This is a genomic window from Blautia marasmi, assembly GCF_900258535.1.
Lineage (GTDB): Bacteria > Bacillota > Clostridia > Lachnospirales > Lachnospiraceae > Blautia > Blautia hominis.
In genome coordinates, this window is record NZ_OIWX01000001.1 from 2,351,560 (window position 1) to 2,367,568 (window position 16,009).

Sequence of the window (16,009 nt, forward strand, 5' to 3'; positions counted from 1 at the left end):
GAAATTTTTTTATGAAAGCTACAGGTATAGTCAGGAGAATCGACGATTTGGGGCGTGTGGTAATTCCGAAGGAGATCAGACGGACACTGCGTATCAGAGAGAGCGACCCGCTGGAGATCTTTACGGACCGGGAGGGAGAGATTATCCTGAAAAAATATTCGCCCATCGGAGAGCTTGGGAATTTTGCCAAAGAGTATGCGGAGAGCCTGGCTCAGGTAGCAGGGTGTATGGTATGTATCTGTGACCACGACCAGGTGATCGCCGCTTCCGGAAGCGGTTCCAAAGAATATATGGGAAAAAGGATCCACTCTGAACTGGAGGACGTGATCGCCGACAGAGGCAATGAGGTTATTACGGAGAAAGGTTTTCTGAAAGTAGTGGAGGATGACAGGTCTGAATACAGCTCACAGGCGTACTGCACCATCACATGCGCCGGTGACAGTATCGGTATTGTCATTCTGCTTGGAAGAGAAGGTCAGAAGGCATTCACGGAGACAGAACTTAAGCTTGCCCAGGCGGCTGCCGGATTTCTGGGACGCCAGATGGAGCAGTAGAGTTCAAGGGAAACATAATGCACCTGCCCAAAACCTGAAAGTGAGGTTTGGGGACAGGTGCATTTTTCATGTACGGATCTTATTCGATGGCAGCTTCGCCCATTTCCTCCAGGAGCCTGGATTTGATGGCGTACAGCTTGTCGGATAGATCCACGTAGACCTCCTGGGGATTTACGAGACGCATGGTCTCACTCCAGAGGGTCTTCTTTTCTTTGGCGCAGATATCCCGTATTTCCATTACGGACGGGGAAGTGTAGACACATTCGCCCTTCAGGAAGACAGGCACCAGAAGCTCACGCAGTGTATAGGTGCCGCCGCTGATCTTGGTCTTCTTCCAGGTGGCCATTGGGTCAAAGATGATCATATCCTTTTCCGTGTCAAAAGTCTCCTCAGCCAGACAGATCAGATCGGCGCGGATCTTGCCCGTGGCCTTGTCATATATCCTGTAGACGGTTTTGTTTCCGGGGTTTGTTACCTTTTCCACGTTTTCAGAGAGTTTGATCTTAGGAGCAAAATCCTCGTCATCCTTCTCCTTGATGGCTGCCAGCTTGTATACGCCCCCGAAAGCCGGATGACCGTTGGAGGTGATTAGGTTGGTGCCCACGCCCCAGGAATTGATCTTGGCGCCCTGGGCCTTCAGGCTGTCGATCAGGTACTCGTCCAGGTCACTGGATGCGGAGATGATGGCATCTCCAAATCCTGCCTCTGCCAGCATCTTGTAGGCCTGTTTGGAGAGGTAAGCCAGGTCACCGCTGTCAATGCGGATACCGTATCCCTTCAGCGTAATGCCCTCCTCCTGCATTTCCCTGAAAACGCGGATGGCGTTGGGAACACCGGAATCCAGCACATCATAAGTATCCACCAGAAGGATACAGGCATCCGGGTACTGTCTGGCGTACGCCTTGAATGCCGTGTACTCATCAGGGAAGCTCATGATCCAGCTGTGGGCATGGGTACCCTTTACCGGCACGTTGAACATCTGGCCTGTCAGCACATTGGAGGTGCCGATACAGCCGCCGATCATGGCTGCTCTGGCGCCGTATATGCCGGCATCCGGGCCTTGGGCCCGCCGCAGGCCGAATTCCATGATGCCGTCTCCCTTGGCAGCGTATACCACCCTGGAGGCTTTTGTGGCGATCAGGCTCTGATGGTTCAGGATGTTCAGAAGCGCTGTCTCAATAAGCTGGGCCTCCATGACAGGGGCGATGACCTTCACTAGGGGTTCCCTTGGGAAGATAACAGTGCCCTCCGGGATGGCGTAGATATCACCTGTAAAATGGAAGCCCCGCAGGTATTCCAGAAAATCCGTGTCGAAGATCTTCAGGGATCTGAGATAGTCAATGTCATCCGGGGAAAAGTGGAGGTCACGGATATATTCAATGATCTGTTCAAGTCCGGCAGCAATGGCGTATCCTCCGTCACACGGATTTTTTCGGTAAAAGGCATCGAAAACGACTACCTGGTCAGTAGGGTTCTTAAAATAACCCTGCATCATGGTCAGCTCATATAAATCGGTCAGTAATGTTAAATTCAAAGCTCTCATACTATAGTGCTCCTTTGCAATAGCTTTATCTGTCTGCTTTCCCTTAAAAAGCGGTCTGTTCTCCGGGACTGCGTCAGCCTTGGTGATATTATAGCACTTTTTGTGCAAAATGCAAGGATACACCGGCATTTTGCTGGATCCTTTCGTGTATTTGTTACTGTACACTCCGTGTCCAGTAACACGCTTCGCGATGCACAGATATGGAGCATTCTGCACCATATCGCGCTGGCTGCCTCGTGATTTTCATGCTTCCGGCATGAAAACGCCTCCCGGTAAAGTGGCCTGTGTACAGTAACGTGTAGTTTCGTATATTTATAACAAGTGGTATTCTTCCAGCGTTAATCCGGTGAGAGACAGATAGAGGGCCAGCGGTTCCCCCACATAGCGGATGTGCCAGGGCTCATAGGGAAATCCGGTGAGGGTTTCCTTGCCCTTGGGGTAGCGGAGGATGAAGCCATAGAGGGAGGCATAGGCACTGAGCCATTTTCCCTCCGGTGTCAGGGCAAAGGTTTCCTCCAGGCCATAGTTTTCAGAGGGGCAGGATACATCCAGGGCCAGACCGGTCTGGTGTTCGCTGCTTCCCGGAGGAGCCACGGCGATCATGGGTGCTTCCCCGGTTTTCCTAAGCAGTTTCTCTCTTTTTTCAAGCGCAGCCCGGTACAGCTCTTGCTGGCGGCTATAGGGGCGGTAGCCTGAGACGCCGCACAGGCGGATGCCTTCCTTCCCGGCCCGCGAAAACAGTTCCTCCGCGGCTGTGGCCGCGTCTTTGACCAGAAGCCGCTTTTTGTCACCCGGAGGCGCAGAAAACGGTATGGATGGCTCCGTCAGACGGCTGGGGATGTAGGTTTCCGGCAGGAGATGCTCCCGGTTGACCAGTATGGAAAATTTCGACATGGATTGACCTGCCTTATTATTGGTATTCAACCAATATTCTATGCAGAAAGAGGGCAAAAAAACACAGTTCCGGGATAGTAATAGGAAATATTTTGTAGTATACTGTACCCATATATCAGGGGAATAAATGGGCGGTATTGAGAGAGAAGGAGACAAGTATGCTTGAACAGTTCGGGGATATAACAATGATACAGGAAGTCCTTCAGCAGGCGCAGACAGGGCTGTGGATCATAGAGCTTGAAGAGGGGAAGGAACCCAGGATGTACGCGGACAAAGCCATGCTTGGTTTGCTTGGTCTGGAGAAGGAGCCGGAACCTGAGGTCTGTTACAGGGCCTGGTATGACCGGATCGTACCGGAGTATTACCCGCAGGTGGAGGAAGTGGTGGAGCAGATGAGGAGCCACAAGCGTGCCGAGGTGCAGTATCCGTGGAGACATCCAAAGTGGGGCAGGATATATGTCCGCTGCGGCGGTGTGCAGGATGACAGTTATAAAGAAGGGATCCGGCTGCGGGGGTACCATCAGAACATTACGGATACCATAAGGGCAGAGCAGGAGTCCGATGCGGTCATCAGAGCCTTGAGTGAACGGTATAAAGGGATTTATCTGTGCAATATGGAGACTGAGGAGATCAAAACCATCAAAGACTACCGGGAGATCGGCGGTTATGTGAAGGAGTGTTCCAGTCTTCAGGAGTTTTTGTGCCTGTATGCCTCCGGGAGTGTGCTGCCGGAGTACAGAAAGTATTTTCTGGAGCTGGCATCGGGAAACAGACTGCTGGAGCGGCTGGCCGGTGAGAGCAGCCGGGTGGAGTACATCTACCGTGTGGCGGCAGGTGACTGGAGACAGATCCTTCTCCTTCCTTTTTCCGTGTCCGGCGGGGAAAGCCCTATCATCATAATGGCTTTTGATGACCAGAATGCGGAGATGGAGGAGCATTACAACCAGATGATCGCCCAGGCCGCTGTTTCCAGAATGTATACCCTGGCTGTCAGCGTGGACGTGGAAAAGACAGAGTATCACTGTGTGCACTGTGCGGAGGAAAACCTGGGCATCAGGAAAAACGGCAGCTTTGCCGGATATATAAAAAGGCTTCATGAATGTATCTATGAGGAGGACAGGGAAGCCCTGCAGAATATTTACCGTGAGGAGAGCTACCGGGATACGGGATGCCTGGAAGGTGAACTGCGCATGTGGGATAAAAAGAAAAAGCTCCATTATTACACCTATTACTCAGCTCTCATAGAACAGGATACCGGGGGAGGCTTCCTTCTCCTCATGCGGAATGTGGATGTGAAGCGGGCGGAGGATGAGAAGAATCGCCAGGCCCTTCTTGCGGCTTACGAGTCTGCCAGAACCGCCAATGAAGCGAAAACTAACTTTCTTGCCAGGATGTCCCACGACATCCGCACACCTATGAATGCCATTGTGGGGATGACTGCCATAGCGCAGGCCAACGCGGGAGATACCGGGAAAATACAGGACTGTCTGCACAAGATCAGCATTTCCAGTGAACATCTGCTGGAGCTTCTCAATGAAGTGCTGGATATGAGCAGGATTGAGAGCGGTAAGATAAGCCTGGCAAAAGAGTCCTTTCACCTGCAGGAACTGATACAGAGTATCGGTACCATAATCGGGCACGAGATAGAGGAAAAGGGCCACAGACTTACCATATGTACAGACCAGATCATCCACAGGGACGTCCAGGGGGACACAGGACGCATCCGGCAGATCCTACTGAACCTGATCACAAATGCGGTGAAGTATACTCCGGACGGGGGATGCATCCGTATTGCGGCAAAAGAGAGGGCATCGGATATAGCCGGTTACGGCAGATTTGAGCTTATTGTGGAGGACAACGGAATTGGAATGGATGAGGGATTCCTGGAACATGTCTATGATCCCTTTGAGCGTGCAGATGATGAGCGTGTGAAGAATATCCAGGGAACAGGCCTGGGCATGTCCATTGTGAAGGGCCTTGTGAGTATGATGCAGGGGGATGTGCAGGTGCACAGCACACCGGGGGAGGGAACGCGTTTTACGGTAACCCTGTATCTGAAACTGGAGAGCAGGGGGGAGATCTCCGAAAACCGGGAGTCGGAGCCGCCGGCAGCAAACCTGCCGGATGGCAGACCCTTGGCGGGCATCCGGATCCTGCTGGCGGAGGACAATGCGCTGAACCAGGAGGTTGCCCGGGAACTGCTGGAAATGGCCGGGGCCGTGGTGGAGCTTGCAGTAAACGGCAGGGAGGCTGTGGATATGGTGCAAAATAACCCGGACCGGTATGACACGGTGCTTATGGATATCCGTATGCCGGTTATGGATGGATGTGAGGCGGCAAGGCGCATCCGTGCCCTGGGAAGACCGGATACGGACAGTATTCCCATCATTGCCATGACAGCCAATGCATTTTCGGAGGATGTAAAGCAGTCCCTGGAGTCCGGTATGAATGCCCATATTGCAAAGCCCATTGATATGCAGAAGATCATCCATACTATCCTGGAGTGCATCCCAAACTGAACAGCCGGACGCAGTGGAAATGTCTCCTTGTCTGCAGCAGATCCATAAAGAGTGCAGGCAAAAAGATCAAATCTGGGTTGAAATTTTTTTTCAAATATGATATGATTTTTTTGTAAAAAAGAAAATAGCAGATAAAAGAGGAGAATGAGCTGTGGTAGGAGGAAGCTGCAAGGAGAAAATTTTAGGGAGAATGCACTTGCTTACCAACACGGAAGCGAAACTGGCAGCTTACATACTGGAACATTATGAGGAAGTGCTGAACTGTAATATTACGGAGCTGGCAGAGGAGGCCGGGGTAAGTGATGCGTCTGTGGTGAGATTCTGCAAGAGTGTGGGCTACAAGGGCTACCAGGATTTTAAGGTCAATGCAGCCAGGGACGTGCTGCCCAGGGATAAACATTTTAACCCAAGCCTGGAGCAGGGGGATGACCCGGAAACCATCTGCAGGAAGATCTTTGCCTCAGAAGTAAATGTTTTGAACAGGACGTTGGCCGGAATAGATCTGCCTTCCCTCATAAAGGTGGCAGACCGGATACGCAGCGCTAAACGTCTGATCTTTTTTGGCAGCGGCGGCAGCCTTTTGGTGGGAAAGGATGCCCAGCATAAATTTATGAAAATAGGTATCCGGGCGTTTGTCTATGATGATGTGGATATGCAGCTCATGGTTTCGTCACTGATGGAGGAGGGGGAGCTTGCCTTCGGCATTTCCCATTCCGGAAGTAACTGCAATGTCATAAATTGTCTGCGGAATGCCAGGGAAAACGGAGCCGATACCGTGGCTTTGGTGAGCCAGGGGAAGACACCGCTTTCCAAGATTGCTGATACGATCCTGTATTCTTCAGCGGAGGAGACCATATTCCAGTCGGAATCGGTAAGCACGCGGATCGCACAGCTTGCCATGATCGATACGCTGGTGGCGATCGTGGCGTTTGAGGATTATGAGAATTCTTACATGGCGATCCAGAAGACCAGAAAGGCTACTTCAGAAAATAAATTGTAACTATCCAGTAGGTCTGCGCATTCACTGCGCTGACCGTAAGAAAGTGTTCCACGGCCAAGCAAAAATCCCATCGCCAAAGGCAATCCTGCATGGACTTTTTGCCTGTAACTGTGAGGGTACTGAACAGTTACAATAAATTGTAAAACAGGTGCTTTAAGAGCAGGCCTGCCCAGATGAAAAGGTCCGGTTTACCGGGCCTTTTCTTTTTTTTAATTGTGAAAAAAAATTACAGAAAAACAAGTCATAAATGAAAAATGAAAAAATGATTTTCTGAAAAATATTTTTCAAAACGCTCTCATAATGGTGAAAAAACATGAAAATACAGCGATATAGACAAAAATGCGGTCCAAAATTGAAAATAATTTACAAAAAATAAAAATACTATTGAAAATAATTTTTAAATATGCTATGATGGCATCAAGATAAAAAAAGGAGTGAGATAGTATGAGAGCAGTTGTTTTAAACGGGCCAAATGATTTTGCACCGACAGATCTGCCGAAACCTCAGATCGGGGATAACGACATACTTCTGGAGATGAAAAAAGCAGCGATCTGCGGAACGGACATGCGGATCCTTGCAGGGACCAAGACAAAGGGTGTCCGATATCCCTCAGTCATCGGCCATGAGATGTGCGGCGTCATCTGTGAGATGGGAAAGAAGGTATCCGGATTTCAGATAGGGGACAAGGTGTCCATTGCCAATGTAATCCCCTGCGGTTCCTGTCCGGCCTGCCTGGCAGGAAGAGAGAATGCCTGCATGAACCGCAAGGCGGTGGGATACGAGTTTGACGGGGGATTTGAGGAATATGTACTGATCCCGGAGATCGCTATTAAAAGCGGCAATGTCATCAAGCTTCCGGAACATGTATCTTTCACGGCAGGAGCCTTGATAGAACCTCTGGCCTGCTGTATCCGGGGACTGAAAAATGCCGGTACCGGATTTAATGACACCGTATTGATCGTAGGTGCCGGACCGATCGGACTGATGCACATGCAGCTTTCCAGGATCGCAGGCGCCAAACAGGTGATCGTCAGCGAACCCAATGAGATGAGACGCCAGGTTGCACTTGAACTGGGGGCAGACAGAGTGGTGGACCCGACCAAAGAGAACCTGGAACAGATTATCAGCGAGGCTACAGGCGGTATGGGAGCAGATGTGATCATTATGGCGATCGGTGTTCCGGCGCTGGTGAACTCCACTTTGAAGCTTTGTAAAAAAGGCGGTACCGTAAACCTCTTTGCCGGATTTGCCGGAACAGGGGAATGCACCATAGAGGTGAATACCATCCACTATAACGAAATTACCGTCAACGGAAGCACCGCATACAAGCGTGCCGATTATCTGGAAGCAGCAGACATGGTCATGACACAAAAGATCAATCTGGATAAGATCGCAACACATACATATAAAATTGATGAGTTTCAGCAGGCTTATGAAATGTGCAGAAGCGGACAAGGCCTGAAAGTTATGATTGAACCGTAAACCAATAACAATTATATATAGAAGAAAAGGAGATTAATTATTATGGCAATGTTAGGAAAAGAAGTAAGAATGAGCAGACTGGTAAACCCCAAAAGCAATAAAATGATGGCAATTACAGTGGACCATGCCACATCAAGAGGGATCGCACCTCTGACAGGTCTGCATCATGTGCAGGATACCATTGATAAAATAATTCTGGGAAGACCGGATGCCATGACTCTCACAAAGGGCATTGCGGAGCACTGTATGTGGAACCACGCAGGGGAAGTGGCAATGCTCATGAAGATATCCAACTATTCTCCCGTAGCGCCCACCAAAGACACCATCTTCGGTACTGTGGACGAAGCGATCCGCATGGGAGCTGACGCGGTATCCATGGGATGCATGACACTGGGAGATTTCCAGGGTGAGCAGTTTGAGGCCATCGGCAGAGTTTCCGAGGAATGTATGAGAAAGGGAATGCCACTGATCGGACATGTATATCCAAAAGGAGAGAGCGTGAAGCCGGAAGACAGAACTGCCTGGGAAAACATTGCGTACTGTGTGAGAAGCGCATGTGAGCTGGGTATGGATATCATTAAGACAACCTATACAGGGGACCCGGACAGTATGGCAAAAGTAGTGGCAACCGTGCCTTCTACCTTCCGTATCGTGATCCAGGGCGGAGATGCCTGCAAGACACTGGATGACTATCTGCAGATGACCAGAGAAGCTATGGACTGCGGTGTTGGCGGTGTGACAATGGGAAGATTTGTCTGGGATTACAAAGATGTGACAGCCCTTGTTATCGCGCTGCGCTATATCATCCATGAAGGATACAGCGTGAAAGAGGCAAAAGAGCTTCTGGCCCAGCTTGAAAATGACAAAAACTACAGTGAATTCTAAGTAAGACCAATAACATACGAAACGGGTGTATAAGATGGGAAATAGATACTTATTGGGAGTGGATGTGGGAACCACCAGCATTAAAGTGGCAGTTATAGACGAACAGGCTAAAGTCTTAGGGATGAGCAGCAGTTCATACCGGCTGATCACGCCGAATCAGGATTACGCACAGATTGACACAGAGGATATGTGGAGTGCCTATCTAAAGTGCATCCGGCTGCTCCAGGAAGGAAAAAATATAGACATGTCCCGGGTGGCCGGAATCAGTATCTCCAGCCTGTGTCCCGGACTTGCGGCTCTGGGTGAGAACGGGGAAGTGCTTACAGACCCCATTATATATTCCGACCGGCGCAGCACCCGGGAGGCGGAGATGATACTGGAAGCCGTGGGCCGTGAAAAGCTTTTTGAGATCACAGCCAATACAGCTATGGCAGGCGCCATGTCAGGAACCTCTATGCTGTGGATCAAGCGTAACCTTCCGGATATTTATGAAAAGACAAAGTATTTTGGCCATGTGAATACGCTGCTGGCGCAGCGGATGTCCGGAAACTTCGCCATGGATTATTCCAATGCCTCCTATACGGATTTATTTGAAACCACAGGAGGTTTCAGGTGGTCTCCATTCCTCTGCGAAAAAATCGGGATCGACATGGAGAAGCTGCCTCCCCTCCATGCGTCCACAGATGTGGTGGGAGGTTTGATCCATCCCGATTTGATCCATATGGGAATTCCCAGAGATACCCCGATCATTATCGGCGGAGGGGATACGGCCTGCGCTACTTTAGCGGCAGGCGTGACCAAAGCCGGTCAGGTATGTGAATCCGTGGGAACCACCAATGTTCTGACGGTATGTGTGGACCAGCCTAGATTTGACAAGGGATTTATCAACCGGTGTCATGTGGTGGAAGGCACCTGGATCTATCAGGGGGCCTTGTCCCATACAGGCGCATCCTACCAGTGGTTCCGGGACAACTTCTGCCAGGATCTGGTGGATAAGGCGGTAGGCACCGATAAGACGGCCTTCCAGCTTATGAACCAGGAGGCGGATGAGGCGGAACCGGGAAGCGGAGGACTTGTATTTCTGCCCTATATGCTAGGCGAGAGAAGCCCTATCTGGGACCCTTACGCAAGAGGTGTTTTCTTCGGCGTGTCCCTGCAGACCACCCGGAAAGAGATGAACCGGGCAGTTATGGAGGGATGTGGGTACGGACTGAGGCAGCTCTCTGAGATCGCCGAACGGGTCACAGGACAGAGGATACAGGAATTTACGTCTATCGGAGGCGGCGCCAAGAGTGAGACCTGGGCACAGATCAAGGCGGATATTACAGGAAAAGATATCAGGATTCTGGATATGAACGATATGGCCCCCATCGGCGCGGCATTGCTTGCGGGGGTGGGCGCCGGGATTTTCAAGGATGTCTATGAAGCTGCTGACAAGGTGGAGAAAAAAGTATATAAAGTTATCCGAAGCAGCCGGGCACATGATGATATTTACAATAAGAGATATCAGGTATATATACAGTTATATCCACAAATAAAGGAACTATATAAGATTGGGAGCAACTTACATTAGGAAAAGGAGAAGAAAAATGAAGAAAAGAGTATTAGCAGCAGTGCTGTCAGCAGCTATGATATGTACCGGACTTGCAGGATGCGGAGGAAACGGCGGGAGCACCGATGCTTCCGGAAAAGCAGATGCAGGAAAGAAGACGAAGATCACCATCGCAGTGCCGGACCCTGAGTCATCCTATATCTACCAGGCAGCGCAGGAATTTGCGGACCGCGCCAGTGAGTATTCTGAAGGCACACTGGAATTTACGGTTTCCGGAAACGGTTCCCTCTATGGCGGGGACACAGCAGCCGGTATCAAACAGCTTTCCGCAGGTTCCCTGCAGATGCTGATCCTGGCCAGCAGTGTGTATGCCAGCTTTGAACCCGGATACAATGTGATCTCGGTGCCTTACATGTTTGATGACCAGCAGCAGCTTCTGGATTACTTAAACAGCGACACAGGAAAAGAACTGATGAACCGTGTATCCGATATGGGGATCACCACAGTGGGAAGCTGGACCAGGTCTTTCCGCAAGATCACCAATTCCAAAAATCCTGTGAACAAACCGGAAGATTTAAAAGGTATGGTCCTCAGAGTGCCCAACAATGCCCTGTATGTGGAGTTCTTTGGAGCCTGCGGTGCAGTGACGACACCTATGAACTTCAGTGAGGTTTACAATGCGCTTCAGTTAAATACTCTGGACGGACAGGAAAACCCTGTGGATGTTCCCTTCTCTAACAAGTTCTATGAGGTACAGAAATATATCTCCGGCACAGAGCATATGGCAGACGCCTGGCTGGTAGGCATCAACAGCGCTGTCTTTGACGGATTATCCGAAAAACAGCAGGAAGCCATCACAAAAGCAGGTGAGGAAGTGCAGCAGTGGAATGTTGATTTCATGGAAAAAGAAGACGAGACTGCCCTGCAGACACTGCTGGATAACGGCATGGAGTACAATGAGATTTCTGAGGAAGACCGTCAGGAATTCGTTAAAGTCTCCCAGTCCTGTTACGACAAGTTTAAAGAACTGATCGGGGATGACGAACTGTTCGATGCTACAACAAAATTTTGCGGTAAAAATTAAGAAAATGGTGGAGGTGTTCTTATGGAACGAAAGAAAACAGCCCTGTCCAGATTCTTTGATGTGATTGACGGAGTGGAGAATGTGGTTCTTGCCATTATGGTGGTGGGAATGATATTCACGATCCTGGTGCAGATCATAGGGCGTGTGATCGGACATCCTTTTCCCTGGACAGAGGAAACCAGCAGGTATCTCTTTCTGTGGATGATGTTTGTAGCGCTGGCGGCAGGTTTTAACCAGGCGGAATCTTCCCGCGTCACCCTGTTTGTGGCAAAGGGACCCAAATGGCTCAGAAAGTTCAGTGAAATATTATACGCGGTGATCGTAACTTTGTTTTTCGGATTCATGATCATTTACGGATGGGAAGTTGTCCGGCAGCAGATCATGATGAAGGAAATGGGGACAGCCCTGATGATCCCCATGTACATGATCGGCATTTGCCAGCCGGTTGCCGGGGTGCTGGGCATCATCGGTGTCCTGCAGAGTTTTATGGAATATCACGGCAATATTGAGATCGCCGGAAAAAGTAAAGAAAACAAAGAAACAAAAGAGAAGGAGAGGTGACGGAAGATGGTAATGAGTATTACATTATTGGTGGTTTTCCTGCTGCTTATGTTCCTGGGAGTTCCCATTGCGATCTCCCTGGGCGCGGCTTCTGTATTTACAATTGTGACAATGTCCTCACTGCCTCTTTCCATGGCGGCACAGTCAATGTTTACCTCTATGAACAGCTTTATCATGGTTGCGGTTCCGCTGTTTATTCTGTGCGGTTCTCTCATGGATGAGGGCGGAGTTGCGGATAAGATCTATGATCTGGCGGAGTCCATGGTGGGCTGGATCTTCGGCGGCCTGGGCCATGTGTCTGTTGTGGTAAATATGCTGTTTGCGGGAATGTCCGGTTCCTCTGTGGCAGCCATTGCATCCATCGGTAAGATGAGTATCAATGCGCTGGAGAAGAAAGGCTATCCCAAGGATTATGCTACGGCCATCAACCTGTCCGGCTCCATGCTGGCTTCCGTCATCCCGCCAAGTATCCTGATGATCAACGCGGCAGCTACGGCCAATGTCTCCATCGGGCAGGCCCTGCTGGCAGGACTGATCCCCGGGATCATCATTGGACTGATATTCATGGTTTACAATTACTTCTATTGTAAGAAGCACAAGATTGGCGACCGTACTCCTTTTGAGGGAAAACGTCTTGGCAAAGCATTTGTAAGTGCCATCCCGGCACTGCTGACCCCGGTCATTTTGCTGGGCGGCGTATATACAGGTTTTTATACCCCTACAGAGGGGGCAGCCATTGCGGTTGTCTATACGATCCTGGTTTCCGTTTATGTGTATAAGAATCTGAAATGGAGAGACATTCCCCGCATTATCTGCAAGAATGCCCGCTCCACAGGAACCATTCTCTTTGTAGCCATTGCAGCAAAGCCCGCCTCTCTGATCTTTGAGCTGGACGGACTGCCAAGTGCAGTGGCAAATATGATAACCGGTATTTCCGACAACCGGATCGTCATTATGTTTGTACTTTACCTGTTCCTGATCTGTGTAGGCATGTTCATGGACGCCACAGCAGCAATTTTCATCTTAGTACCCATCCTTCTTCCTGCAGTGCAGGCGGTTGGTGTATCCCCGCTGTTCTTTGTGGTATTCCTGGTCATCACCCTGTCCTTTGGACTGATCACCCCGCCGGTTGGCGTATGTCTCTATGCGGCGCAGAATGTTACGGGGCTTGAATTGGAGAAGATAATCAAGGCATCCGTGCCATGGATCATCCTGATCGCAGTTGCCTTATGTATCTTTATTGTATTCCCATCCATTATTACAGTACCTGTGGGACTCATATTCGGAACCTGACAGAGGAATATTTGAGGAGGAAATGTTATGAAAATTGTAGTGTTAGACGGATATACGGAAAATCCCGGCGATCTGAGCTGGGAAGCGCTGGAACAGTATGGGGAGCTTACGGTCTATGACCGTACTTCCTATGTGGACTCCCCTCTCATCGCCGAGAGGATCCAAGATGCGGAGATCGTGGTGATGAATAAGACCCCGATCACCAGGGAAACCATTGATAAATGCCCGAATATCAAGCTGATCGCTGTGCTGGCTACCGGCTATAATGTGGTGGACTGCGCATATGCCGCGGAAAAAGGCATTTCCGTGGTCAATGTTCCCACTTACGGGACCCAGATCGTAGGCCAGTATGCAGTGGGACTTCTTCTGGAGATCTGTTCCCACTACGGACACCATGCGCAGACCGTAGCGGAAGGCAGATGGGAAAACAATGCGGACTGGTGCTACTGGGATTATCCTATGATAGAGCTTTACGGCAAGACAGCCGGGATCATCGGACTGGGAAGGATCGGCCAGGCTACTGCTAAGATTCTTCAGGCCATGGACATGAAAGTGCTGGCCTATGACGCTTACCAGAGCGAAGCAGGCAAAAAGCTGGCAGAGTATGTGGATCTGGACACTCTGTTTGCCCGGGCGGATGTGATCTTCCTCCACTGTCCGCTTTTTCCTGAGACAGAAGGCATCATTAACAAGGAAAATATTGCAAAAATGAAGGACGGAGTGATCCTTATAAACAACAGCCGCGGACAATTGGTGGTGGAGCAGGACCTGGCAGACGCATTAAACAGCGGAAAAATATACGCTGCGGGTCTGGATGTAGTATCCACAGAGCCGATCAAAGGTGACAACCCGCTGCTGAAGGCTGAGAACTGTTTTATCACCCCCCATATATCCTGGGCAGCGCAGGCATCACGCCAGCGCATTATGGACATAACGGCTGACAATATAAAAGCTTACCTGGAAGGCAGTCCTGTGAATGTTGTAAATAAGCAGTGACCGTGAAGAAGTAAAACAGTCGTATAAGTAAGACAGCTGGCTCGGCGGCCTCTTGAGGCAGGGTGCGCTAGCATCCGCCGGATAGCAGATTGTGAAACCGGACAGCAGATTGTAAAACCGGACAGCAGATTGTAAAACCGGACAGCAGATTAGGAAACCGGACAGCAGATTGTGAAACCGGGCAGCAGATTGGGAAAGGAGTGAGGCGTATGGGAAATAAAGTGTCATTTGACTATTCAAAAACAGCGGGGTTTATCAGCGCGCATGAAGTGGCGTACATGAAGGAAACCGTGGAGCAGGCTAAGACAAAGCTGGTGTCAAAGAAGGGGGAGGGCAGCGATTTTCTTGGATGGATAAATCTCCCTGTGGAGTATGACAGGGAAGAATTTTCAAAGATCCAAAAAGCGGCTGAAAAGATCCGGTCTGATTCCGAAGTGCTGGTGGTGATCGGTATTGGCGGTTCTTACCTGGGTGCCCGGGCAGCTATAGAATTCTTAAGGCATGGGTTTTATAACAACATCAGCAGAGAACAGAGAAAAACGCCTGAGATCTATTTTGCGGGCAACAATATCAGCAGTACCTATCTGAAAGGGTTGATAGATGTGATCGGCGGCCGGGACTTTTCTGTGAATGTGATCTCCAAGTCAGGAACCACCACGGAACCGGCCATTGCGTTCCGCGTATTTAAGGAAATGCTGGAGAACAGATATGGCAGGAAAGAGGCAGCCAAAAGGATCTATGCCACCACGGACAAGGCCCGTGGAGCTTTGAAAAGCCTGGCATCGGAGGAAGGCTATGAGACTTTCGTGGTCCCGGATGATGTGGGAGGCCGTTTCTCGGTGCTGACCGCAGTAGGGCTGCTTCCCATTGCCGTCAGCGGGGCGGATCTGGAAAAACTCATGGAGGGAGCTGCCTATGGGAGGGAGAATGCGCTGAATCTTCCTTTTGAAGAAAATGATGCGCTCCTCTACGCTGCAGTCCGGAATATCCTCCTGAGAAAAGGCAAGTCCGTGGAGATTCTGGCTAATTATGAACCCAGTGTACACTATGTGTCTGAATGGTGGAAACAGCTTTACGGGGAGAGTGAGGGCAAGGACTGGAAAGGCCTCATGCCCGCCTCTGTGGACCTGACTACGGACCTGCACTCCATGGGGCAGTTTATCCAGGATGGCTCCAGGATCATGTTTGAGACAGTCCTGAATGTGGAGACGCCCAGAGAAGATCTGGTGATCAGGGAGGAACCGTCAGATCTGGACGGACTGAATTATCTTGCCGGAAAAACGGTTGATTTTATTAACAAGAGCGCTATGAACGGTACCGCCCTGGCCCATACCGACGGCAGTGTACCCAACCTGCGTGTGAATATACCGGAACAAAATGAGTTTTGTCTGGGGCAGCTATTTTATTTCTTCGAGTTTGCCTGCGGCGTCAGCGGCTATATACTGGGCGTGAATCCTTTTGACCAGCCCGGAGTGGAGAGCTATAAGAGCAATATGTTCGCGCTGCTTGGAAAGCCGGGCTACGAAGAAACACATGACCGGTTGACAAAAAGGTTATAAAGAAAGAGCCAATTGACTATTTACTGTCCCGAAAGGATCCAGGCGATCAAGCCTTGCCCATACCTTCCGGGACGGTGGATATAAAAC

At 50.1% G+C, this 16,009-nt stretch carries 13 protein-coding genes; 11 read left to right on the top strand and 2 right to left on the bottom strand.

The features are described from left to right. Positions 1-11 precede the first annotated feature (11 nt). Positions 12-554 (top strand): stage V sporulation protein T, encoded by a 543-nt coding sequence (gene spoVT / locus C6P39_RS10165; protein WP_104803708.1) that lies wholly within the window; start codon positions 12-14, stop codon positions 552-554. Positions 555-633: 79 nt separating this feature from the next. Here spoVT and C6P39_RS10170 read toward each other — a convergent pair whose 3' ends face one another. Further along, on the bottom strand, positions 634-2,097 hold the full coding sequence (locus C6P39_RS10170) for a nicotinate phosphoribosyltransferase (RefSeq protein WP_104805899.1): 1,464 nt from the start codon (positions 2,095-2,097) through the stop codon (positions 634-636). Between the two features lie 312 nt (positions 2,098-2,409). After that, positions 2,410-2,991 carry a M15 family metallopeptidase gene (locus C6P39_RS10175; RefSeq protein WP_104803709.1) on the bottom strand — a complete coding sequence of 194 codons (582 nt, stop codon included), beginning with the start codon at positions 2,989-2,991 and terminating at the stop codon, positions 2,410-2,412. Between the two features lie 158 nt (positions 2,992-3,149). Between C6P39_RS10175 and C6P39_RS10180 the strand changes: the two genes are divergently transcribed. The 10 genes from C6P39_RS10180 (at position 3,150) to C6P39_RS10225 (ending at position 15,922) form a co-directional block, all read left to right on the top strand. Continuing rightward, positions 3,150-5,510 (top strand): ATP-binding protein, encoded by a 2,361-nt coding sequence (locus C6P39_RS10180; protein ID WP_104803710.1) that lies wholly within the window; start codon positions 3,150-3,152, stop codon positions 5,508-5,510. Positions 5,511-5,661: 151 nt separating this feature from the next. Beyond that, the gene (locus C6P39_RS10185) at positions 5,662-6,510 is read left to right on the top strand and encodes a MurR/RpiR family transcriptional regulator (RefSeq protein WP_104803711.1); all 849 of its coding nucleotides are present in this window, start codon (positions 5,662-5,664) and stop codon (positions 6,508-6,510) included. Positions 6,511-6,954: 444 nt separating this feature from the next. Continuing rightward, positions 6,955-7,992 carry a zinc-dependent dehydrogenase gene (locus tag C6P39_RS10190; RefSeq protein WP_104803712.1) on the top strand — a complete coding sequence of 346 codons (1,038 nt, stop codon included), beginning with the start codon at positions 6,955-6,957 and terminating at the stop codon, positions 7,990-7,992. A gap of 42 nt (positions 7,993-8,034) precedes the next feature. Next, complete coding sequence (locus C6P39_RS10195; protein WP_104803713.1) at positions 8,035-8,877, top strand: class I fructose-bisphosphate aldolase; 843 nt, start codon at positions 8,035-8,037, stop codon at positions 8,875-8,877. Between the two features lie 34 nt (positions 8,878-8,911). Continuing rightward, positions 8,912-10,450 (top strand): xylulokinase, encoded by a 1,539-nt coding sequence (locus tag C6P39_RS10200; RefSeq protein ID WP_104803714.1) that lies wholly within the window; start codon positions 8,912-8,914, stop codon positions 10,448-10,450. Positions 10,451-10,466: 16 nt separating this feature from the next. Then, positions 10,467-11,513 carry a DctP family TRAP transporter solute-binding subunit gene (locus C6P39_RS10205; RefSeq protein ID WP_104803715.1) on the top strand — a complete coding sequence of 349 codons (1,047 nt, stop codon included), beginning with the start codon at positions 10,467-10,469 and terminating at the stop codon, positions 11,511-11,513. 21 nt (positions 11,514-11,534) lie between these two features. Then, the gene (locus tag C6P39_RS10210; RefSeq protein WP_104803716.1) at positions 11,535-12,074 is read left to right on the top strand and encodes a TRAP transporter small permease; all 540 of its coding nucleotides are present in this window, start codon (positions 11,535-11,537) and stop codon (positions 12,072-12,074) included. A 12-nt stretch (positions 12,075-12,086) separates the two neighbouring features. Beyond that, a complete protein-coding gene (locus C6P39_RS10215) occupies positions 12,087-13,367 on the top strand; it encodes a TRAP transporter large permease (protein WP_104805900.1) in 1,281 nt (426 codons plus the stop codon). A 27-nt stretch (positions 13,368-13,394) separates the two neighbouring features. Then, positions 13,395-14,363, top strand: coding sequence for a D-2-hydroxyacid dehydrogenase (locus tag C6P39_RS10220; RefSeq protein WP_104803717.1), 969 nt, complete (start codon positions 13,395-13,397; stop codon positions 14,361-14,363). Between the two features lie 209 nt (positions 14,364-14,572). Further along, positions 14,573-15,922 (top strand): glucose-6-phosphate isomerase, encoded by a 1,350-nt coding sequence (locus C6P39_RS10225; protein WP_104803718.1) that lies wholly within the window; start codon positions 14,573-14,575, stop codon positions 15,920-15,922. The last annotated feature ends 87 nt before the right edge of the window (positions 15,923-16,009 follow it).